This window comes from Mesorhizobium xinjiangense, from assembly GCF_009749525.1.
Taxonomy (GTDB): Bacteria; Pseudomonadota; Alphaproteobacteria; order Rhizobiales; family Rhizobiaceae; genus Mangrovimarina; species Mangrovimarina xinjiangensis.
The window spans coordinates 71,636-92,453 of record NZ_WOAC01000018.1 but is presented as its reverse complement, the minus strand read 5'-3'; the positions used below and the strand labels follow the sequence as shown (position 1 = coordinate 92,453).

Sequence of the window (20,818 nt, the reverse complement as noted above, 5' to 3'; positions counted from 1 at the left end):
TCTCCTCACCCAGAATCTTTCCTCTTGACAATGGTATCGATGGGTACCATTTCTGGCAATGGTACTGACTAATACCAAATGTGAGCGGCTTCGACATGCACGCAGATACGCGCAGGCAGGAAAGACATCGTACCGCATTCGCGAAGGCACATGCGGCAGTGATTGTTGCGGCCACGATTGCCATGGCAGGGTGCAGCGCGGAGAGCGAGACGTCCAAGGAGCGGTCGAGGCCGATCGCCTGGACGGTCGTGGAGGCGGCCTCCGGCAAGACGACTCGACGGCTGACCGGCGTGGCGCGGGCCGCACAGCGTACGGCGTTGAGCTTCGAGGTTTCCGGGGTCGTGGAAGACGTGTTCGTGGAGCCTGGGGAGCGCTTTGCCGCCGGCGAGGCGCTGGCGACCATCGACACGCAGAAGCTGGCTCTGATGCTGGAACAGCGCGAGGGCGAGTTGCAGGAGGCGCAAGCGAAGCGTGCGGAGGCTGAGCGCGATCTGGCGCGCAAGCGGCAACTCCATGAGAAGCAATGGATCGCGGATGCCGCGCTGGGCTCGGCGCGTGCCGCGCATGACGCGGCCGGAAGCCGGGTGGCAGCCCTTGCCGCGGCGGTCGAGCGGGCGAAACAAGACTTCAGGGACGCAACGCTTTACGCGCCCTATGAGGGTGTCGTCGCCGAGCGCCTGGTCGAGCCCTCGCAGCAAGTTTCCGCCGGTCAGACCGCCCTGCGGATCGAGGGGCGTGCCGGCGGCATGGAAGTGGTCGTAGCGGCGCCCGAGACGATTGTCGGCCGTCTGAGCCTTGGTGCAAGCGGGCACGAGATTTCGCTGCCGGCGGTGACCGCCCGGCCCTTCAAGGGCACGGTCACTGAGATCGCCCCTCAGTCCACCGAGGGGAACGCCTATCCAGTGACGCTCCGCATCGACGCGGAGGAAGTGGCGTGGCGCAGCGGGATGACCGCCGAGGTTACCCTGCATCTTGCCAATGACGACACAGGGGCAGATCAGCCCTTGCTCAGCATTCCGCTGACGGCCTTCCTGCTCGAGGACGATGCAAAAGCCGTGGCCTTTCGCTTCGACGAGGAAACGAGCACGGTGACGCGCGTGCCGATCACGATTGCGAAACTGACTGGCTCAAGCGCCATCATCTCGAAGGGGCTTGTGACCGGCGACATCATTGCGGCCCAGGGCGTCGCCTTCCTGCGCGACGGGCAGGCGGTCACGCGGCTGGGTGTGGGCATCGCCCTCTTCAATCCCTGAACCGGTGCAGACATGACCATCTCCACTCTCGCACGGCGCTACCAGCCCGTCGTCTTCACGTTCGTCGTTCTCCTGATGGTGCTCGGCGTGCGCAACTATTTTACCCTGCCGGCGCAGGAAGACCCTAAGATCACCATCCGTGAAGCCGTCATCACCACGCGTTATCCTGGCCTGTCGCCCGAACGCACGGAGCTTCTGATTACCAAGACGCTCGAAGAAGCGATCCGCCAGATCCCGGAGATCAAGGAGATCCGCTCGAGCACCCGCGCCGGCGTCTCCATCATCCATGCCGTCGTACAGCAGCGCTATTTCGAACTCGACCAGATCTGGGACGATCTGCGTGAAAAGGTGGAGGAGGCGAGCAGCCGCCTGCCCGAGGGAACGCAGACGCCGATCATCAACGACGACTTCGGCGATGTGGCGGTCGTCACCGCGGCGCTCACCGCCGACGGCTTCTCGATGGGCGAGATGCACGACATCGCCAAGCACGTGCGCGACCAGCTATATGGTGTGGAGGGCACGAAAAAGGTCGAACTGCACGGCGTCCAGGACGAACGCATCTTTATCGGGGCCTCGAACACCCGGCTGGCCGAGCTCGGCCTTTCGACCGATCAGGTGATCGCCGCCGTGAGGGCGCAGAACACCATCCGGCCGGGCGGTGAGATCGACGCGGGCGCGCGCACCTTCATCGTCGCGCCCACCGGCAATTTCGATTCACTCGAGCAGGTGCGCGAGACGCTGATTGCGCTGCCCGACAGCAGGGGTGCCGTACCGCTGCGCGATCTGGCGTCCGTCACGCGCGGCACGGTCGATCCGCCGCAGCGCACGGCCTACTACAACGGCGCGCCCGCCATCATCTTCGCCGTCTCCATGCTCGACGGCCATCGCGTGCTGGAATACGGCCCTAAGCTGCGCGAGAAGCTGCAGGAGATCGAGGCCACGCTGCCGGTCGGGTACAAGCTCGATATCGTCACCTTTCAGGCCGACCAGGTGGGCAACGCCGTCTACGGCGTAACCAGCAATGTTTTGCAGACACTCGGTATCGTGCTGGCTGTTGTCGTCCTGTTCCTCGGCGTGCGTATCGGCCTGATCGTCGGCTCCATTGTGCCGGCCGTCATGCTCGTCACACTGGCGATCATGGGATTTGCCGGCATTCCGCTGGAGCGCATGAGCCTCGCCACGCTGGTGATCGCGCTCGGGCTTCTGGTCGACAACGGCATCGTGATCGCCGAGGACTTCAAGCGCCGCATGGAGGAAGGTGCGTCGCGCGACGAGGCGCTTGAGCGCACCGGGCGCGAGCTGGCGCTGCCGCTGCTTTCCTCAACGCTGACGACGATCCTCGTCTTCCTGCCGCTCATGCTGGCTGAACACGAGGCGGGCGAATACACGCGCTCCATCTCCCTCGTCATCCTGATCTCGCTCACGACCTCCTGGGTGCTGGCGATGACCGTCACGCCCGTCCTGTGCCATCGCTTCATGAAGGCCCCTGAGCGGGTGGCGGATGCCGGGTCGACGGGCAGCGTCTTCGCCGTATTCGAGCGAGGCTATGCAGGCCTCCTGCGGTGCACTCTGCGCCTGCGTATCCCCTTCCTGATCCTCATGTTCATGGCGCTTGCGGCCGGCGGCTGGGCGATGAGCAAGGTGCCGCAGCGCTTCTTCCCGGCAAGCGATCGTGCGCAAGTGCTCATCACCCTCGACCTGCCCGCCGACGTCTCTCTCAACACCACCGACGCCACGCTTCAGCGCCTGTTCCCCATCCTCGCGGACAAGGAGCGCTTTCCCTATCTCGACGATTTCGCCGCCTATGCGGGCTATGGCGGGCCGCGCTTCGTGCTCTCGCTGGCGCCGCTCGACCCGGCGCCCAACAAGGCCTTCATCGTCGCCAATCTCGACACCATCAAGAATATGTCCCAGGCGCTCGGCGATCTGCGTGCGATGTTCCGTGCCGAGTTCCCGGCGATCCAGGTGCGCGTGACCGACATGTTCCTCGGTCCCTCGGATCCTGGCGTCTTCCATATCCAGCTGAAAGGGCCGGACGCAGAGGTCATCTACGCCGAGGCGCGGGTGGTCGAGGCCGCCCTTCGCGCCATTCCCGGCACCATCGACGTCTTTCAGGACTGGGAAAACCGCATCCCCAAGCTCGTGGTCGACATCGACCAGGCCCGCGCCCGCCGCAACGGCGTCACCTCCTCCGACATCGCCGACACGCTGTCGGCCTATTTCTCCGGCCAGCGCATCTCCGAATACCGCGAAGGCGACGATATCTTCCCCATCGTCGCACGCGCCGTCGACGTCGAGCGCCGCGACGTTGAACGCATGGAGACGATCGGCATCCAGCGTTCCTCGGGATCGGGCACGGTGCCTCTCATTCAGGTGGCCGACATCAAGCTTGCCAGCGACTTCGCCGTCATCCAGCGCGAGGACCTTACCCGCACGGTGACTATCGAGGGTCGGCCACTCGCCTTTTCGCCGGAAGATCTCGTTCCCCGGATCGAACCGGCGCTGGAGGAACTGCGTGCGACGCTGCCGCCTGGCCATGTGATCGAATATGACGGGATCGTCACCCACTCGAGTGAAGGCAAGGCCGCGCTCGGCGCCAATGTGCCGCTGTGCATCGGCGCGATGTTCCTTCTGCTGATCGCCCAGTTCAATTCCTTCCGCCGGCCACTGATCATCGTCGCGTCCATTCCGCTCCTGATCGTGGGCGCGGCAATCGGCCTGCATGTCATGCGGGCGGACTTCGGCTTTATGGTGATTCTCGGCATCCTGTCGCTCGCCGGCATCATCATCAATAACGCCATCGTGCTGATCGACCGCATCGACGTCGAACGACTAGAGGCCAAGTCGAGCGATATGGAAGCGATCGTCACCGCCTCGGCACGGCGTCTCCGGCCCATCCTGATGACGACGGTGACGACGATCCTCGGCCTGCTGCCGCTGATCCTGACCAGGGACCCGCTGTTCTATGGCATGGCAAGCGTCATCGCTTTCGGACTCGGCATCGGCACCGTCATGACGCTTGGCGTGACGCCGGTGTTCTATTCGCTGTTCTTCGACCCCGGGCCTTCACGTGTTCCCGTTTCTGCTACCGTCGACCCGTCATTGTGAGCATCTACTGCATCTGATGCAGCACCTTAGATCGGTTGTCGGACGACCCTGCGATTGAACCGGACCACCTATCGGTTGTCGGCGGCGCTGCGCGGATCGATTGCCACGACCGCGATTGAGGATTGAGATTGTTAGTTGGCATCCACGACGGAGCGGCTTGGAAACGCGGCCTCACCGGTTGGGCAACCGGTTCTCTACAGAGGATGCTCGTTGCGCGGTGTGTCCTTTCGGATGCGCAAAGGACACACCGATGCGTCAACGCCGCAGCACCGAGCCCAGCACGTCCCTGACCCCGATCGCGCCGAGAAAGCGCGACTGGTCGTCGAAGACGGCGACGGGCGCGGTCTGCGAGCGGTGCATGGCGAGCATCACCGTCTTCAGCGGCGTTCCGGCCTGGGCCCAGAAGACGGTCGGCTCTTCGGGGGCGGTATCGCCGATGCCGTCACACGAGTCCCAGCTGGCGGGCTTGCCGTTGCGCTCGGCGCCGATCACCATGTGCTTGTCGTCGAGCCGGAAGCGCGTCGTCTTGCGCCGGTCGAGCCAGACCCAGCCGTCCTCGCCCTGGTCGAGGTCGCGCCGGTCGCGCATGATGTTCCAGGCCGTGAGCACCGAAAGCGGATTCACGTTGGAGATGAAGTCGCGCACATAGTCGTTGGCCGGCTCGAGCACGATCTCTTCCGGCGTGCCCGACTGGACGATGTAGCCGCCCTCCATGATGGTGATCCGGTTGCCGATCTTCAGCGCCTCTTCCAGGTCGTGGCTGACGAACAGGATGGTCTTCTTCAGGTCGGCCTGAAGCTGCAGCAGTTCGTCCTGCAGCTTGGTGCGGATCAGCGGGTCGAGGGCCGAGAACGGCTCGTCCATCAAGAGGATCGGGGCTTCCGTGGCGAATGCGCGGGCGAGCCCGACACGCTGCTGCATGCCGCCGGACAGCTCGTGCGCGTATTTGTCGGCCCATTGTTCGAGATGGACGAGCTCGAGCTGCCTGGCGACGCACTCCTCGCGCTCCTTCTCGGGCACACCGGCCAGTTCGAGGCCGAAGCCGACATTTTCCGCCACCGTGCGCCAGGGCAGCAGCGCGAACTGCTGGAAGACCATGGCGACGCATTCGCGGCGGATCTTGCGCAATTCCTGCTCGCTGCACGAGACCACATCGGCCGACCAGTCGCCGTCATGGACGATGACCTCGCCGCGCGTGACCGTGTTGAGCCTGTTGACGGCGCGCAGCAATGTCGACTTGCCAGAGCCCGAAAGACCCATCAGAACCGAGATCTCGCCCTCAGCGACGGTCATCGAGCAGTCGGCGCAGCCGAGCACATTGCCGGTCTTTTCCAGGATCTCGTCGCGGCTGGCGCCCTTGTCGAGCAGCGACAGCGCATTTGCCGGCTCCTCGCCGAAGATGATGTCGACATGCTTGAATTCGACCGCCGGCTTCATTTGGCGTCTCCCCTGGAAACCCGGCTCATGCGGTCAAGCACGATGGCCAGCACGACGATCGCCAGCCCCGCTTCGAGCCCGAGCGGGATGTTGACCGTGTTGAGCGCGCGCACCACCGGCTTGCCCAGGCCGTTGGCGCCGATCAGCGCGGCGATGACGACCATCGACAAGGACAGCATGATGCATTGGGTCAGCCCCGCCATGATGGAGGGCAGGGCGGCGGGAAGCTCGACCTTCCACAGCAATTGCCGCTTGGTGGCGCCGAAGGCCTCGCCCGCCTCCAGCATCGGAGCGGGAACCGAGGTGATGCCGAGATAGGTCAGCCGGATCGGTGCCGGCGAGGCGAAGATCACCGTGACGATCAGGCCGGGCGCGATGCCGAGCCCGAAGAGGATCAGCACCGGGATCAGATAGACGAAGGTCGGCATGGTCTGCATCAGGTCGAGGATCGGCTGCAGCACCCGATAGATCCGGGCGTTGTGGGCGGCCCATATGCCGATCGGCACGCCGATGGCCATCGAGCATGCCGCCGCGGCCACGACCAGGACGAGCGTCTCGACCGTCTCGTCCCACAGATCCTGGTTGATGATGAAGACAAGGCCGAGGAGGGTCGCCAGGGCGAGCTTCCAGGACTTCTGCAGCCACCAGGCCAGCGCCGCTACGGCCGCCGCCAGCACCACCGGCGGAATGAACAGCAGGGCATCGACCAGCCCGTCGAGGACGGTGGCCAGGCTGTTGGCGATCGAATCGAAGAACCATGCGAAATTGTCGGTCAGGAAGTCGAAGAACTGCCTTCCCCAGCGGCCGATCGGTATCTTCGTGTCGGCGATCCAGGTCGATACAGGGTCCATGATTGTCAATTCCCCTCAATGCAAACGGCGGCCGGCAATGGTCAGCCGGCCGCCGCGCGATCTCATCCGGACGGCTCGATTAGCCGCCGATGGCCGACTTGACCGCCGCCATCGCGTCGCTTCCGTCGAAGGTGGTCACGCCCGCGAGCCACGGCTCCACTGCTTCGGGATTGGCCTTCAGCCATTCCCTCGCCGCGTCCTGCGGGTCCTTGCCCTCGTCGAGGATGGCGCCCATGATCTCGTTTTCCATCTCCAGCGAGAAAACGAGGTTGTTCAGAAACGCCCCGACATTCGGGCATTCCCCGGTATAGCCCTTGCGCACATTGGTCAGGACGGTGGCGCCGCCGTAATTGGGACCGAACACCTCATCGCCGCCCTCCAGATAGGCCATATCGATATTGGCGTTCATCGGATGCGGCTCCCAGCCGAGAAAGACGACATCCTCCTGGTTCCTGCCGGCCCTGGTGACAGCCGACAGCATGCCGGCCTCGGAGCTTTCGACGAGCTCGAAACCGCCGAGGCCGAACTGGTCGTTGGCGATCATGTCGAGGATCAGCCGGTTGCCGTCATTGCCGGCCTCGATGCCGTAGATCTTGCCGTCGAGCTGGTCGCTGAACTTGGCGATGTCGGCAAAGGATTTCAGACCGGCGTCATAGGTGTATTGCGGCACGGCGAGGGTGTATTTGGCGCCTTCGAGATTGGTCACCACCGTCTCCACCGAGCCGCCCTCGCGATAGGGCGCGATGTCGGCTTCCATGGTCGGCATCCAGTTGCCGAGAAAGACGTCGATGTCGCCGTTCTTGAGCGAGGTGTAGGTGACCGGCACCGACAGGATCTCCACCGAAGGTTCGTAGCCGAGCGCCTCCAGAATGACCGAAGCGGTGGCCGTGGTGGCGGTGATGTCGGTCCAGCCGACGTCGGAGAACCTGACTTCCCGGCAACTGTCCGGATCGGCGGCAACGGCATTGCCGCCGAGCGTGGAGGCTACACCAAGCGCCAGCACGGCGGTCTGCAAACGGTTCATTGATCGTCTCCCGATTCTTGTTGTTGAGGCCAGACGGCAATCGTTCCGACGCGTCCAGCGTAAGGTGCCTTGAACCAAACACCATTTGTCATTCGATTCAAGCACCTTGGCCGAGGAAGGGCCGGCATCGCGCCAAGCGGCGGCGCTAGGAACCGTTTCGACGGATTTTGGTGGATGCCGCGCCATTCGCTCTCCCCAGGCGGGCCCGGATGCGGTTAATGACCCGGTCCGACCAATCGCACGTGCAACAATGGCCAAGCTCTATTTCCACTACGCAACGATGAACGCCGGCAAATCCACCTTGTTGCTTCAGGCGTCCTACAATTACCGCGAGCGGGGCATGACGACCATGCTGTTCGTCGCCGGACACTACCGCCGGCACGACCAGGGCTACATCTCCTCGCGCATCGGGCTTGAAAGCGAGGCGGCGATGTTTCGCGACGGCGACGACCTCCACGCGCAAGTGGCCGAGCACCACGCGCACACCGGTGTGCATTGCGTGTTCGTCGACGAAGCGCAGTTTCTCGAAGACGAACAGGTCTGGCAGCTCGCCCGCATCGCCGACAGGCTCGACATTCCAGTCATGTGCTACGGCCTGAGGACCGACTTCCAGGGAAAGCTGTTTTCCGGTTCGCGGGCTCTGCTGGCGATCGCCGACGAACTGCGCGAGGTCAGGACGATCTGCCGCTGCGGGCGCAAGGCGACGATGGTGGTGCGCCTCGGGCCGGACGGAAAGGTGGCGAAGGAAGGCGAGCAGGTGGCGATCGGCAAGGATGTCTATGTCTCGCTGTGCCGCCGGCATTGGGAGGAGGAGATGGGCCGCATTCCGCCCGAAGACATGGTCGGTTTTGCCCGTAAATGAGCCGCATCGCGTGCATCTCGCGACGCGCAAGCAATACGTGACTTTGCTCCCGCCGGCCGGTTTCCGTCTCGCTTTCAATCCCGACCTTCGCTGCCTATAGTCTCCATGCCTTGCGTTCGTTCTTTGAGGTTTGCGGGCGTCAGCTTGTTGCGACGCTCAAGACCGCATATCTGATGCATTGGGCGGCGTTTCGGGGACGCCTGTGGGAATTGTCAGTTTGGAGAGGAACCCATGCTCGAACCGATCGTCGCCTTCATGACGCGTGTCTTCTACTGGCTTGGCCGGGGCGTCGGATTTGCGATCGGCGTTCTGCTGTGGCCGTTCATGTGGCTCGGCCGCTGGTATTGGCGCAAGGGCTGGATCGTGAAGACGGTGGCCGGCGCTGCCGTCGTCGGTTTCCTCGGGCTTTACGGCTATTTCGCCTACCAGACACAGCATTGGGCCGGCTTCGATCCCGATTATGTCGCGGCGTATGGGCTGGAGAACCGCAACGTCTCCGCCGGCGAACAGGTGTCGACCGCCGATGGGGCGGACACGGCCAGGACCTGCGGGCGTTCGGCCATTGCCGACGTGACAGCCGACCTTGTCGACGTGAACGTCAATCAGAATGCATGGATCTCGTCGATGATCCTCTACAAGGTCGGTTTCTTCGGCCTCGACTGGGACGATACGCCCTTCTTCGACAACAAGGCGTCGTTCCAGCGCGGCGTGAACCAGGCGATCCGGCGGACCTCGATCGAATTGGTCGACACGCTCGGTCGTGTGCGCGGGACCTCGCAGATCGACAGCAATCTGCAGGACGCGCGCGGCAATCTGCAATTCGACGAGTCCACCTGGTATTTCGGCATCAATCCGTTCGGACCGAAGACGCCGACGCCGTCTTTCTATCGTGCGGCGATCCGCGACCTGAGGTCGTTCAATGACCGCCTGGAGCGTTGCGACGCCGTATTCGACGCCCGGGCCGACAACCTCATCGCCTTCATCGACCGCATCTCGAGCGATATCGGCTCGACATCGGCAATCCTGCGCGAGCGCTCGGAGAACTACAATCTCGGCTGGTTCGACACGCGCGCCGACGACCGGTTCTGGTTCTCCTACGGCCAGCTCTACGGCTATTACGGCATCCTCCATGCGGCCAGCGCCGATTTCGAGGACGTCATCAAGCAGCGTTCGGTCGGGCCGTTATGGCAGACGACCGAGCAGCAGTTCCGCGCTGCGCTCGACATCCGCCCCTTCATCGTCTCCAATGGCAACGAATCCGGCTGGATCATGCCGACCCACCTTGCGACGATGGGCTTTTATGTGCTGCGCGCCCGGTCCAATCTGGTCGAGCTGCGATCGGTTCTCGATCGTTAACGTCGCCCCGTCCCGGCTGGAGGAGCCCGCACCCGCCCATGGCGGGATGCGCGGCCCACGTGTAGGACTTCTTTCTTAGCGCATTTCGATATAGTTTCCGGGATGGGGCTCGGGGGCAACGGTAGGACTTCGAGTAAGAATGAAAAAAGCAGCCAAGATCAACCCGCCGGAACAGGAACCGACGGATGCGGACTACCAGGCGCATTGCCAGTTCGCGCTCGAGCCGTCGGTCACCAGGCTTCTGAAGATGGCCGAGGATGCCGGATGGGAGCCCCGCCAGGCGGCCTATGCGATCATGGTGCTGGCCGCGACCTCGGTCAGGCAGGACGAAACCAGGCAGGACGAAACGGAATAGCCGGCTTCGGCGAGCGTGCGGGATAGACGCAGGCCGGCGGACGTTGTCCCGTTAAGCCGCGGTTAGGAGACATGCCGCACTATCGCTCCTGCGGCGGCGGGCCCCGAGTCGGCTGATGGGTAATGATAAGAAGCGCTTCGATCGCGTGTGTAATGCTGCTTTGCCTTTCTGGCGGCGCTGCGGCCGAGACCTATCTGTGCGTCGGCCAGCTATCCACCGGCTTTGAGTGGCGCGACGGCCGCTGGCACACCGGCGCGCTCGAGGTGCAGGACAAGGTGTTCGTCGTGCAGCCTTCCGCCGATCGCGCCCGGGAATATGCGGTGACGCGGATGGGCGACCATGAGCCAAGCCACTATTGCCCGAGCCTGGCACGTCGGGACGCCTCGATGCTGCTTACATGCGGCGGACTTGGCAACGGCTTCACCTTTTCGTCGAAGACCCTTCGCTTTCAGGAAAATTATGGTATCGGATATACCAGTGGCGGGGACAGCAACGCCAATGCGCCGCATCTGACGATCGGCAAATGCGCCGAACTCGAATTGCGCGGCAGCGTGGATTGAGCGGGCGGTTCCCGCCGTCGCGTCGGTTCCGGTATCCGGTCATCCATGGCGGCCCTGTCGCAATCGCTGCATTGGGCGGCTGATATGGGACGACGCATTACGGCCTGTCGCGTTTTCATGCCGACGTTTGGGAGGCCGTGCCAAGGCATGCGCATCGAAAATTGAGCTAAGGGGAAGGAAACGCATGGCCGAGACGAAATCCGACATCGAGATCGCGCGTGCCGCGGCAAAAAAGCCGATCCAGGAGGTCGGCGCGACGCTCGGAATTCCCAGCGAGCATCTGCTGCCCTACGGGCACGACAAGGCGAAGGTCTCGGCCGAGTTCATCCGCTCTCTCGACAGCCGGAAGGACGGCAAGCTGATCCTGGTCACGGCGATCAGCCCGACGCCGGCGGGGGAGGGCAAGACGACGACCACCGTCGGCCTCGGCGACGGACTCAACCGCATCGGACGCAAGGCCGCGGTGTGCATCCGCGAGGCCTCGCTGGGGCCATGCTTCGGCGTCAAGGGCGGCGCGGCGGGCGGCGGCTATGCGCAGGTCATCCCGATGGAGGACATGAACCTGCATTTCACCGGCGATTTCCACGCCATTACGTCCGCGCACAATCTCCTGTCGGCGATGATCGACAACCACATCTACTGGGGCAATGCGCTCGAAATCGACACGCGCCGCGTTGCCTGGCGCCGGGTCATGGACATGAACGACCGCGCACTGCGCCAGATCGTCTGTTCGCTCGGCGGCGTGACCAACGGTTTTCCACGCGAGGGCGGGTTCGACATCACCGTCGCCTCGGAGGTGATGGCGATCCTCTGTCTCGCCCGTGATCTGGAGGACCTGGAGCGGCGGCTGGGCGCCATCATTGTCGCCTATCGCCGCGACAAGTCGCCGGTTTATGCCCGCGATCTGAAGGCCGACGGGGCCATGGCGGTGCTCTTGAAGGATGCCTTGCAGCCCAATCTCGTCCAGACGCTGGAGAACAATCCGGCCTTCGTGCATGGCGGGCCGTTCGCCAATATCGCGCATGGCTGCAACTCGGTCATGGCCACGCGCACGGCGCTCAAGCTTGCCGATTACGTGGTCACCGAGGCCGGTTTCGGGGCCGATCTGGGGGCGGAGAAATTCTTCGACATCAAGTGCCGCAAGGCGGGGCTCAAGCCGGCCGTGGCGGTGATCGTGGCCACGGTGCGGGCCATGAAGATGCATGGCGGCGTGCAGAAGGACAAGCTCGGCACCGAGAATGTCGAGGCGGTGAAGGCGGGCTGCGCCAATCTCGGCCGGCATATCGAGAACGTGAAACAGTTCGGCGTGCCTGCGGTGGTGGCGATCAATCATTTCGTCACCGACACGCCGGCCGAGATCGAGGCGATAAAGGATTACGTTGCCTCCTTCGGCGAGGAAGCGGTCGTGTGCCGGCATTGGGCCGAAGGCTCGACGGGCGCCGAGGAGCTGGCGCACAAGGTGGTCGAGATCGCCGAAGGCGGCGGGGCGCAGTTCTCGCCGCTCTATCCCGACGAAATGAAGCTGTTCGACAAGATCGACACGATCGTCAAGCGCATCTATCGCGGCTCGGAGGCGATTGCCGACAAGCCGGTGCGCGACCTGCTCCACCAGTGGGAAAACCAGGGCTATGGCGATCTGCCGGTCTGCATCGCCAAGACGCAGTATTCCTTCTCCACCGATCCGAGCCTGCGCGGCGCACCGGTCGACCATGTGGTGCCGGTGCGCGAGGTGAGGCTGTCTGCCGGCGCGGGCTTCATCGTTGCCATCTGCGGTGAGATCATGACCATGCCCGGCCTGCCCAGGTCGCCCTCGGCCGAGCGCATAGTCCTCAACGAGGCCGGCCAGATCGAAGGCCTGTCCTGAGGCAGGCGAGCCGCGTGAGGTGAAACCGGCAGGATGAAGCGATTGCCAACGCCTTCCTGCCGGAACCGCCGGCTTTAAAGCAATTCCAGGAGAAGTGGAAACCGGTTCTCCGTCCGGAATTGCGTCGAATCAAAAGGTTAGATCGGCGAACCGATTCCGTGAAACGGTGAGCCGATCTAGCGCGCATTCTCTTCAAACGGAACGTTTGAAGCAAAGATATGCGCGCCAGATCAATATGTTGGAGCATGTGCCTTTCGCTCAAACGTCACCGTTTGAGCGGGACATGCTCTACGCCGCCGCGCTCTGCCTCAGCGCCCGCTGGTTCGAGGCATAGGGATTGTCGCGCTCGGGCAGCGCCCCGGATTTCAGGCACTCGATCCATTCGCCGGTCGTCAGCACCGCTGCGAAGCCGCCTTGCGCGATCACCGTCACGACGCGGTGGATCTCCTCCGCCGAGGCGGCGCCGGCCTTGTTGGCGTAAGGCAGCGTCCCTGTCGCGTCGGACAGGAACTCGACCGCAAAACCCATATGGACCGCCTGGATGGTGGTCGACAGATCGCAATGATGCGTCATGTAGCCGGCGATGGTGACGGTGTCGATGTCGTTGCTTCTCAGCCACTCCTCCAGATCGGTGCCGGCAAAGGCGCTCGGCATGGCCTTTTCCACGTAATGGTCCCGCGGCCTGGCCTTGATATCGTCGTGCAATTCGCCGCCCCGGCTGCCCTTGGCGAAGACGGGTGCCGCTTCTGGTGCCACGTGCCGGACGACCACAATTTTGACGCCGGATTCGCGTGCAGCGTCCATGGCATGCGTCACATTCTTGATGCTCTGGCTGAACGGTGGATGCTCCATCGGCAGATTGCCGCCGTCATAGTCGTTCTGGACGTCGATGACGATGAGCGCGCGCTTGGGCTGGGACATGGTCTTGCTCCTTCATTCATGCTTGTCGCGGATTGCGATTGGCATCGTATCGGGCCTATGACGGCGCGGATACTGGCCCGATTGACAATATTCGAAAGAATTGGGACATTCCGGCGCTGCAATGAGAGTGCGCTGCATGTCGAACCCCGTCATTGCCGTCATCGCCTTCGACGGTATCAGTCCGTTTCACCTGTCGGTCCCCTGCCTGGTCTTCGGCGAAGATCATCGTGGGCTCGGTTTGCCGCGCTTCGACTTCCACGTCTGCGCGCTCGATGAGGGCCCGTTGCGCACCGGGACGGGGCTCCAGCTGGTCGCACCGCAGGGGCTCGACGCCGTCGCCGGGGCCGACATCGTCATCGTGCCGAGCTGGCGCGATCTCGACCGGCCGCCGCCCGCGGCTTTGATGACGGCGCTTGCCGATGCGCACCGACGTGGCGCATTGATCGTCGGCCTGTGCCTCGGCGCCTTCCCGATCGCGGCGGCCGGCCTGCTCGACGGGCGCGAGGCAACGACGCATTGGGCCTATGCCGAACGTTTTTCCGCCCTTTATCCGAAGGTCGGGCTGCGGCCGGACGTGCTCTATGTCGACAATGGCGACGTGATGACCTCGGCCGGGGTGGCCGCCGGGCTCGATTGCTGCCTGCACATCGTGCGCTCGCGCTACGGCGCCGAGGCCGCGTTGCGCCTGTCGCGGCAACTGGTGCTGGCTCCGCACCGCCAGGGCGGCCAGGCCCAGTTCATCGAGCCGCCGGTGTTGAACGCGCCGGTGGCCGACGGGCTCAACCGTGCGGTGGAAAAGGTGCGCGTGACGCTCGGGCAGGCGCACAGTCTCGATTCGGTCGCCGTTGAGGCAGGCATGACGCGCCGCACCTTCACGCGCCGCTTCCAGAAGGCGTTCGGGACGAGCTTCGGCAACTGGCTCACCGACCAGCGGGTGATCCTGGCCCAAAGGCTGTTGGAAGCCAGCGCCAGCTCCATCGAGGAGATCGCTTTCAAGGCCGGCTTCGGCACCTCGGCCTCGCTGCGCCAGCATTTCGCCGCCCGCCTGAAGACCTCTCCGGCCCAATACCGGCTGGCCTTCTCGAAGCATCGCCCTGCCGCGGCCTGATCTGCGACAGCGCATTGTTGCCCCTTGCCGGACGATCCGTTCGCCGCTATGGAGAATGCTATGCGCAACATGTCGAACGCACAGGCTTGGTGGTGGGGCTGCTAGGAGCGGCCTGACTTCGCACGTGCGCGAGAAACAGGATGATGGCCGCTTCGGATGTTCCGGGCGGCCTTTGTGTTTGGCCCGGCGCGTCCGCTGGAAATTGGAGAAGGCGATGACGGTGGAAGTGCTGGACAATGGAAGTGAACGCTTCGTGACGGCCGGGGGGGTGACGATTACCCGCGAGCGCGTCGAAACCCCTTATGAGGGCGCGATCGAGGCCTATATTGACGGGCTCAATTCGCACCGCGGGGCGGTCTTTTCTTCCAATTACGAATATCCGGGCCGCTACACGCGCTGGGATACCGCCACCATGAAACCGCCCGTGGTCATCTCGGCCTCTGGGCGCAATATGACGATCGAGGCGCTGAATGCGCGCGGCGAGAAAATGTTGCCGGCGATCGCCACGGCGGTCGGCAGGCTCGACGACGTCACCATCGAGGAAACGTCTGCGACGCGGGTCGCGCTCGCCGTCGCCGCGCCGGGCCGCGTCGTTTCCGAGGAGGAGCGCTCGCGCGCACCGTCCGCCTTCACGGTGCTGCGCTCCATCGTGTCGCTCTTCAAGACCGATCATGATTCCAATCTCGGGCTCTATGGGGCCTTTGGTTACGATCTCGCCTTCCAGTTCGATCCGGTCGACCTGAAGCTTGAGCGCGACGCCGGCCAGCGCGACCTCGTGCTCTACCTCCCCGACGAGATCCTAGTCGTCGACCACCACGCCGCCAAGGCCTGGTTCGACCGCTACGACTTTTCGGGCGAGGGCTGGACGACGGCGGGTCTCGAGCGCGACGGCGTGGCCGAACCCTTCACGCCGTCGGAGCGGATTCCGCCGCGCGGTGACCACGAGCCGGGCGAATATGCGGAGCTGGTGCGCAAGGCGATGCAGAGTTTCCGGCGCGGCGATCTCTTCGAGGTGGTGCCGGGGCAGATGTTCTACGAGCGCTGCGAGACGCCGCCTTCCGAGATCGCGCGGCGGCTGAAGACGATCAATCCCTCGCCCTATTCCTTCTTCATCAATCTCGGCGGCGGCGAATATCTGGTCGGCGCCTCGCCGGAGATGTTCGTGCGCGTGTCGGGGCGGCGCGTCGAGACCTGCCCGATTTCCGGCACCATCAAGCGCGGCGAGGACGCGATCTCCGATTCACAGCAGATCCTGAAGCTGTTGAACTCCAAGAAGGACGAATCCGAGCTCACCATGTGTTCCGACGTCGACCGCAACGACAAGTCGCGGGTCTGCGAGCCGGGTTCGGTGCGCGTCATCGGGCGCCGGCAGATCGAGATGTATTCGCGCCTCATCCATACGGTCGATCATATCGAGGGCCGGCTGCGTGAGGATATGGACGCCTTCGACGCCTTCCTCTCCCATGCCTGGGCGGTGACCGTCACCGGCGCGCCGAAACTGTGGGCCATGCGCTTCATCGAGAACAATGAGAGGAGCCCGCGGCGCTGGTATGGCGGCGCCATCGGCATGATCCATTTCAACGGCGACATGAACACCGGGCTGACGCTGCGCACGATCCGTATCGAGGACGGCATTGCCGAGGTGCGGGCGGGGGCGACGCTGCTCTATGATTCCGTGCCCGACGACGAGGAGGCTGAAACGGAGCTCAAGGCCGCCGCGATGCTCTCGGCGATCCGCGAGGCCGGCTCCACCAACGAGGCGTCGGCGCAGCGCGACGCCGCGCGGGTCGGGGAGGGGGTGACGATCCTGCTCGTCGATCACGAGGACAGCTTCGTTCACACCCTGGCCAACTATTTCCGCCAGACGGGAGCGAGCGTCACCACGGTGCGCACGCCGGTGCCCGAGGAGGTCTTCGATCGCCTGGAGCCCGATCTCGTCGTCCTGTCGCCGGGCCCGGGCAATCCGAAGGATTTCGACTGCGCGGCGACGATCCACCGGGCGCGCAAACGCGAACTGCCGATCTTCGGCGTGTGCCTTGGCCTGCAGGCGCTGGCCGAAGCCTATGGCGGCGAATTGCGGCAGTTGCACATTCCCATGCACGGCAAGCCGTCGCGCATCCGCGTGGCGAAGCCGGGCGTCGTCTTTTCGGGCTTGCCGAAAGAGGTCACGGTCGGCCGCTATCATTCGATCTTCGCCGACCCGGTGCGCCTGCCGGATGCGTTCGAGGTCACGGCGGAGACGGAGGACGGCATCGTCATGGCATTCGAACACCGCACGGAGCCGGTGGCCGCCGTGCAGTTCCATCCCGAATCGATCATGACGCTCGGCCAGAATGCCGGCATGCGCATGATCGAGAACGTGGTGGCCCATCTGTCGCGGCGCGCGAAGGAGAAGGCGGCGTGAGAGGGGCAGCAATATCCCTCCCCCTTGAGGGGAGGGTGGCGGCAAAGCCGCCGGGTGGGGTCCTTGCGGCCGCGCGCGGCGCGAAGGCTTGGCCGAGTTCTGCAATTGCCAACCCCCTCTGGCCGCATGGCGGCCGTCTCCCCCTCGAGGGGGGAGAGTAGGCAGCGCATCCATGTCCTCCAAGCAAAAGGTTCAGCGTCTGGCCGCCTGGTCGATCATCGTCGCGCTTGTCGTGACGGCGCTGAAATTCGTCGCCTGGCGGGCGACGGGCTCGGTGGCGCTGTATTCCGATGCGCTGGAATCGATCGTCAACGTGATCGCTTCGGCGGCGGCATTCTGGGCCATCCGGGTCAGCCACATGCCGGCCGACGCCGACCATCCGCACGGCCATCACAAGGCGGAATATTTCTCCGCCGTGCTGGAAGGCGTGCTGATCGTCATCGCCAGCCTGATGATTTTCCGCGAGGCATGGTCGGCGTTGCAGAATCCGCGCCTGATGGATCAGCCGGCGCTCGGCCTCGCCGTCAATGGATTGGCAGCGCTGATAAACGGCCTGTGGGCGGGGCTGCTCATCCGCACGGGCAGGGCGGAGCGCTCGCCTGCGCTGCTGGCGGACGGCAGGCACATCGTCACCGACGTTGTCACATCGGTCGGCGTGATCGGCGGCCTTGCCGCCTCGCTCGCAACCGGCTGGGCCATACTCGACCCGCTGCTGGCCGTCATCGTCGCGCTCAATATCCTCTGGCAGGGCTGGAAGGTCATCGCGGCTTCGGTGGACGGCCTGATGGACCGGGCGGTGGAGCCGGAGGAGCACATCAGGATACGCGACATAATCTCGGCCAATTCGGCCGGCGCCATCGAAGTGCACGACCTGAAGACGCGCATGGCCGGCCGCGCCACCTTCATCGAGTTCCACCTTGTCGTCGACGCAGCGATGAGCGTCAGCGATGCGCATGCCATTTGCGACCGCATCGAGGAGGCGCTGAGAGCGCAAATGCCGTCGATGCGCGTTACCATTCACGTCGAACCGGAAGACGAGGCCAAGCTGCCCAAGGGCACCAGCGCCGTTCCCTTCGCTTGAGCGTGCGCCTGCCGACGGAACTCAGGCGCAGATGCTGGCGTGCGGCATGCCGTACATCAGACGGCTGAAGTCGTTGCCGTCGAGATGCACCAGCGTACGGTGGTCTCCGCCCTCGAAATAGACGTCCTGGCGCTCCTCGAGATGGTCGTCCACGACACAGGCGACCCGATAGGGCACGCCGAGTATCGGCACGGCGCCGGTGTCGCAGTCGGGAAACAGCGCGCTGGCCTCGTCCTCGTTCGCCAGGAACACGGGGCCGCCGACGATCCGCCCGACCTTGTCGATATCGACATGGCGCGATGCCGGCAGGACGGCCAGCAGATAGCCCTCGTCCCATTTCAGCACGACACCCTTGGCCAGGCATCCGCCGGGCACATGGCTGGCCTGTGCCGTCATCGCCGAGGTGGCGGTCTTCCTGTGCTTGGCAAGGTCATAGGCGAGGTGGTTGTCTTCGAGATATTCCTGCATGGTCAACGCGATCCCCATGGCCGTGCTCCTTTCATGGTCCGATCACAATGTGCGGCCGACCACAGCATGCAGCGGCGGGGACGTTCGCGAAGGAGCCGCCGCAGCGGCTCTGACTATGCGCGGACCAGCACCTCGCCGTTGCGCCGGCCGGTCGAGCCATTCGCCCTCTAGGGCCGAATATTCAGGCGGACAAAGGATACACCTGCGGCATCCGGCCAGCAAGTTGGCCTGCGGATGTCGTCCTCCTCAGTAAAGGTGCAACAGCGACGGCAGGTAGCTGTTCGTGTGCAGGTTCTCGATCAGTTCCAGCAACGGGAATAGGGCAATGAAGTAGATCCCGTCGACGAGCGTCCTCTTGAGGGCCAGCGGTGAAAATGTCACCTCGACTTCGTCGCGGTAGAGGCGAAAGTCGGGCCAGAACAGGGGCGTGCGCGCAGCATAATTGTCGTAGGCGCTGCCGAACTTGCCGCGCAAAAACGCCTCCTCGCGCGCTGCCGTGGCGACGAACAGCCAATAGGTCAGAAACGCGAGAATGGCAGCCATCACTAGCGAACCGAACATCATCCCGACGCCGGCAGCGCCAATGGTGGAAAAGAGATACAGCGGATTGCGCGTGACCGAGTAGGGACCCGAGGTTGCCAGTTCCATGTTCTTGCGCGAGCCGATGTAGAGGATGCTCCAAAGGCGTCCCAGAAGGCAGACGAAGACGAGACCCAGTCCCGCAATCTCCACGGCCTCGTGCGCGCCATTCGTTTCGCTCCACGCGGAGGTGGTGAAGAACATCGATCCGGCGATCAGTGCCGCGCCTATCCACAGCGCGCGGATGCGCAAATGCTGGTCAACGGGTCGTGTTTCGGTGGTGGTTGTCGTTGCCATAGGCATCTCCACTGGCCACATCGATCCTGGACGGCCAGCAATAGGGGCCTTTTAGTTGATCAGCAATAAAGCAATTGTGTGGTCATCGCACCGCGTCAACGCGGTCAGGGTTGTGGCCCATTGTGCCGTCGTTCGGCGTCGTCCATAGAGGCGGCGTCGACCATCCATGACGAAGCGCGCAATGACCGTCCCCGAAAAGCCAAGTCGTCTGGCACGTCTGCGCCCACCCTTCCAATGGGGCGCGCTTTTGGCGTTGTCGGCGCTGTTCGTGGCCATACTGGAAGGCCTGGGCTTGCCGGCCGCGCTCCTCGTTGGGCCGATGCTCGCCGGCATCGCCTGCGGCGTGAACGGGGCGAGCGTGCGGGTGGCGCCTGCCATTTTCGTTGCCGCCCAGGGCGTCATCGGCTGTCTCATCGCCGCGTCCATCGCGCCCGAAGTGCTCGGCGGACTGCTGTCGCGCTGGCCACTGGTGCTGGGCGTGGTGGTCGGCACCCTGTCTGCCTCCAGCCTGCTGGGGGCCATGATCAGCCGGTGGGGCTCCTTGCCCGGCACGACCGCAGTCTGGGGCTCGGCGCCGGGCGCGGCGAGCGCCATGGTCCTGATGGCGGACGCGTTCGGCGCCGACGCCAGGCTCGTGGCCTTCATGCAATATCTGCGCGTCATCATCGTGTCGCTGAGTGCGGCGGTTATCGCGCGGCTCTGGGTCGATACGTCGGGGATGGAGGCCGCGCCGATCGTCTGGTTTCCGCCGCTCCTCTGGCCCGGTTTCCCCGCCGCCGTCGCCGTCGCGCTCGTCGGCGCCTTCGGCGGGCGCATGACGGGGATCGCCGGCGCCACCTTTCTCGGGCCGATGATCCTCGGCGGCCTGATGCATCTGGGAGCGGGCATCGACCTTCAACTGCCCGAATGGTTGCTCGCGGTCAGCTATGCGATGATCGGCTGGACGATCGGGCTCAAATTCACCCGGCCGGTCCTGATGCATGCGGCGCGGGCGCTGCCGCAGATCGTCGCTTCCATTCTCGCCCTGATCGCATTCTGCGCCGGTGTCGGCGCCATCATCGCGCCCATCTTCGAGGTCGATCGGTTGTCTGCCTTCCTGGCTACCAGTCCCGGCGGGATGGATTCGGTCGCCATCATCGCGGCGGCAACCGACGGCGTGGACATCTCCTTCATCATGAGCCTGCAGTTGGCGCGCTTTCTCGTCGTGCTCCTGGCCGGGCCGGCTCTGGCCCGCCTCATCGCCACGCGCATGAACCGATGAAGGCGCGCAGTGGGCTGCGGGCTTGAAGC

General features: G+C 64.3%; 17 protein-coding genes. 11 read left to right on the top strand and 6 right to left on the bottom strand.

The features are described 5' to 3' along the window. Positions 1-182 precede the first annotated feature (182 nt). Complete coding sequence (locus GM909_RS18840; protein ID WP_198174310.1) at positions 183-1,253, top strand: efflux RND transporter periplasmic adaptor subunit; 1,071 nt, start codon at positions 183-185, stop codon at positions 1,251-1,253. 12 nt (positions 1,254-1,265) lie between these two features. After that, positions 1,266-4,361, top strand: coding sequence for an efflux RND transporter permease subunit (locus GM909_RS18835; RefSeq protein WP_157018695.1), 3,096 nt, complete (start codon positions 1,266-1,268; stop codon positions 4,359-4,361). A gap of 255 nt (positions 4,362-4,616) precedes the next feature. Here GM909_RS18835 and choV read toward each other — a convergent pair whose 3' ends face one another. The 3 genes from choV to GM909_RS18820 all read right to left on the bottom strand — a co-directional run bounded on the left by choV (position 4,617) and on the right by GM909_RS18820 (position 7,673). Continuing rightward, positions 4,617-5,798: a choline ABC transporter ATP-binding protein gene (choV, locus tag GM909_RS18830; RefSeq protein WP_157018694.1), complete on the bottom strand. Its 1,182-nt coding sequence runs from the start codon at positions 5,796-5,798 to the stop codon at positions 4,617-4,619. After that, on the bottom strand, positions 5,795-6,649 hold the full coding sequence (gene choW / locus GM909_RS18825; RefSeq protein WP_157018693.1) for a choline ABC transporter permease subunit: 855 nt from the start codon (positions 6,647-6,649) through the stop codon (positions 5,795-5,797). The genes choV and choW overlap by 4 nt, the downstream gene beginning before the upstream one ends. A 79-nt stretch (positions 6,650-6,728) precedes the next feature. Next, entirely contained in the window at positions 6,729-7,673 is a 945-nt protein-coding gene (locus tag GM909_RS18820) for a choline ABC transporter substrate-binding protein (RefSeq protein WP_157018692.1), read from the bottom strand. A gap of 250 nt (positions 7,674-7,923) precedes the next feature. Between GM909_RS18820 and GM909_RS18815 the strand changes: the two genes are divergently transcribed. The 5 genes from GM909_RS18815 to GM909_RS18795 all read left to right on the top strand — a co-directional run bounded on the left by GM909_RS18815 (position 7,924) and on the right by GM909_RS18795 (position 12,670). After that, complete coding sequence (locus GM909_RS18815) at positions 7,924-8,535, top strand: thymidine kinase (RefSeq protein ID WP_157018691.1); 612 nt, start codon at positions 7,924-7,926, stop codon at positions 8,533-8,535. 231 nt (positions 8,536-8,766) lie between these two features. Then, positions 8,767-9,891, top strand: coding sequence for a DUF2333 family protein (locus GM909_RS18810; protein WP_157018690.1), 1,125 nt, complete (start codon positions 8,767-8,769; stop codon positions 9,889-9,891). A 139-nt stretch (positions 9,892-10,030) separates the two neighbouring features. After that, positions 10,031-10,246: a hypothetical protein gene (locus GM909_RS18805; protein WP_157018689.1), complete on the top strand. Its 216-nt coding sequence runs from the start codon at positions 10,031-10,033 to the stop codon at positions 10,244-10,246. Positions 10,247-10,398: 152 nt separating this feature from the next. Further along, on the top strand, positions 10,399-10,806 hold the full coding sequence (locus tag GM909_RS18800) for a hypothetical protein (protein WP_157018688.1): 408 nt from the start codon (positions 10,399-10,401) through the stop codon (positions 10,804-10,806). 184 nt (positions 10,807-10,990) lie between these two features. Continuing rightward, positions 10,991-12,670, top strand: a complete 1,680-nt coding sequence (locus GM909_RS18795; RefSeq protein ID WP_157018687.1) for a formate--tetrahydrofolate ligase — start codon at positions 10,991-10,993, stop codon at positions 12,668-12,670. A gap of 288 nt (positions 12,671-12,958) precedes the next feature. Here GM909_RS18795 and GM909_RS18790 read toward each other — a convergent pair whose 3' ends face one another. Then, positions 12,959-13,591 (bottom strand): cysteine hydrolase family protein, encoded by a 633-nt coding sequence (locus tag GM909_RS18790; protein WP_157018686.1) that lies wholly within the window; start codon positions 13,589-13,591, stop codon positions 12,959-12,961. A gap of 136 nt (positions 13,592-13,727) precedes the next feature. On the opposite strand from GM909_RS18790, the gene GM909_RS18785 reads away from it, so the two are divergent. From GM909_RS18785 to GM909_RS18775, 3 genes are all read left to right on the top strand, one after another. Further along, on the top strand, positions 13,728-14,699 hold the full coding sequence (locus GM909_RS18785) for a GlxA family transcriptional regulator (RefSeq protein WP_157018685.1): 972 nt from the start codon (positions 13,728-13,730) through the stop codon (positions 14,697-14,699). A 214-nt stretch (positions 14,700-14,913) separates the two neighbouring features. Beyond that, complete coding sequence (locus tag GM909_RS18780) at positions 14,914-17,103, top strand: anthranilate synthase (protein WP_157018683.1); 2,190 nt, start codon at positions 14,914-14,916, stop codon at positions 17,101-17,103. A gap of 172 nt (positions 17,104-17,275) precedes the next feature. Next, positions 17,276-18,184, top strand: coding sequence for a cation diffusion facilitator family transporter (locus tag GM909_RS18775; protein ID WP_157018681.1), 909 nt, complete (start codon positions 17,276-17,278; stop codon positions 18,182-18,184). A 21-nt stretch (positions 18,185-18,205) separates the two neighbouring features. Here the strand turns inward: GM909_RS18775 and GM909_RS18770 are convergent, their stop codons facing one another. Continuing rightward, positions 18,206-18,670 (bottom strand): aminoacyl-tRNA deacylase, encoded by a 465-nt coding sequence (locus GM909_RS18770; protein ID WP_157018680.1) that lies wholly within the window; start codon positions 18,668-18,670, stop codon positions 18,206-18,208. Between the two features lie 228 nt (positions 18,671-18,898). Next, positions 18,899-19,528: a methyltransferase family protein gene (locus tag GM909_RS18765; RefSeq protein WP_157018678.1), complete on the bottom strand. Its 630-nt coding sequence runs from the start codon at positions 19,526-19,528 to the stop codon at positions 18,899-18,901. A 181-nt stretch (positions 19,529-19,709) separates the two neighbouring features. Between GM909_RS18765 and GM909_RS18760 the strand changes: the two genes are divergently transcribed. Next, positions 19,710-20,789: an AbrB family transcriptional regulator gene (locus GM909_RS18760; protein WP_198174309.1), complete on the top strand. Its 1,080-nt coding sequence runs from the start codon at positions 19,710-19,712 to the stop codon at positions 20,787-20,789. Positions 20,790-20,818 lie beyond the last annotated feature (29 nt).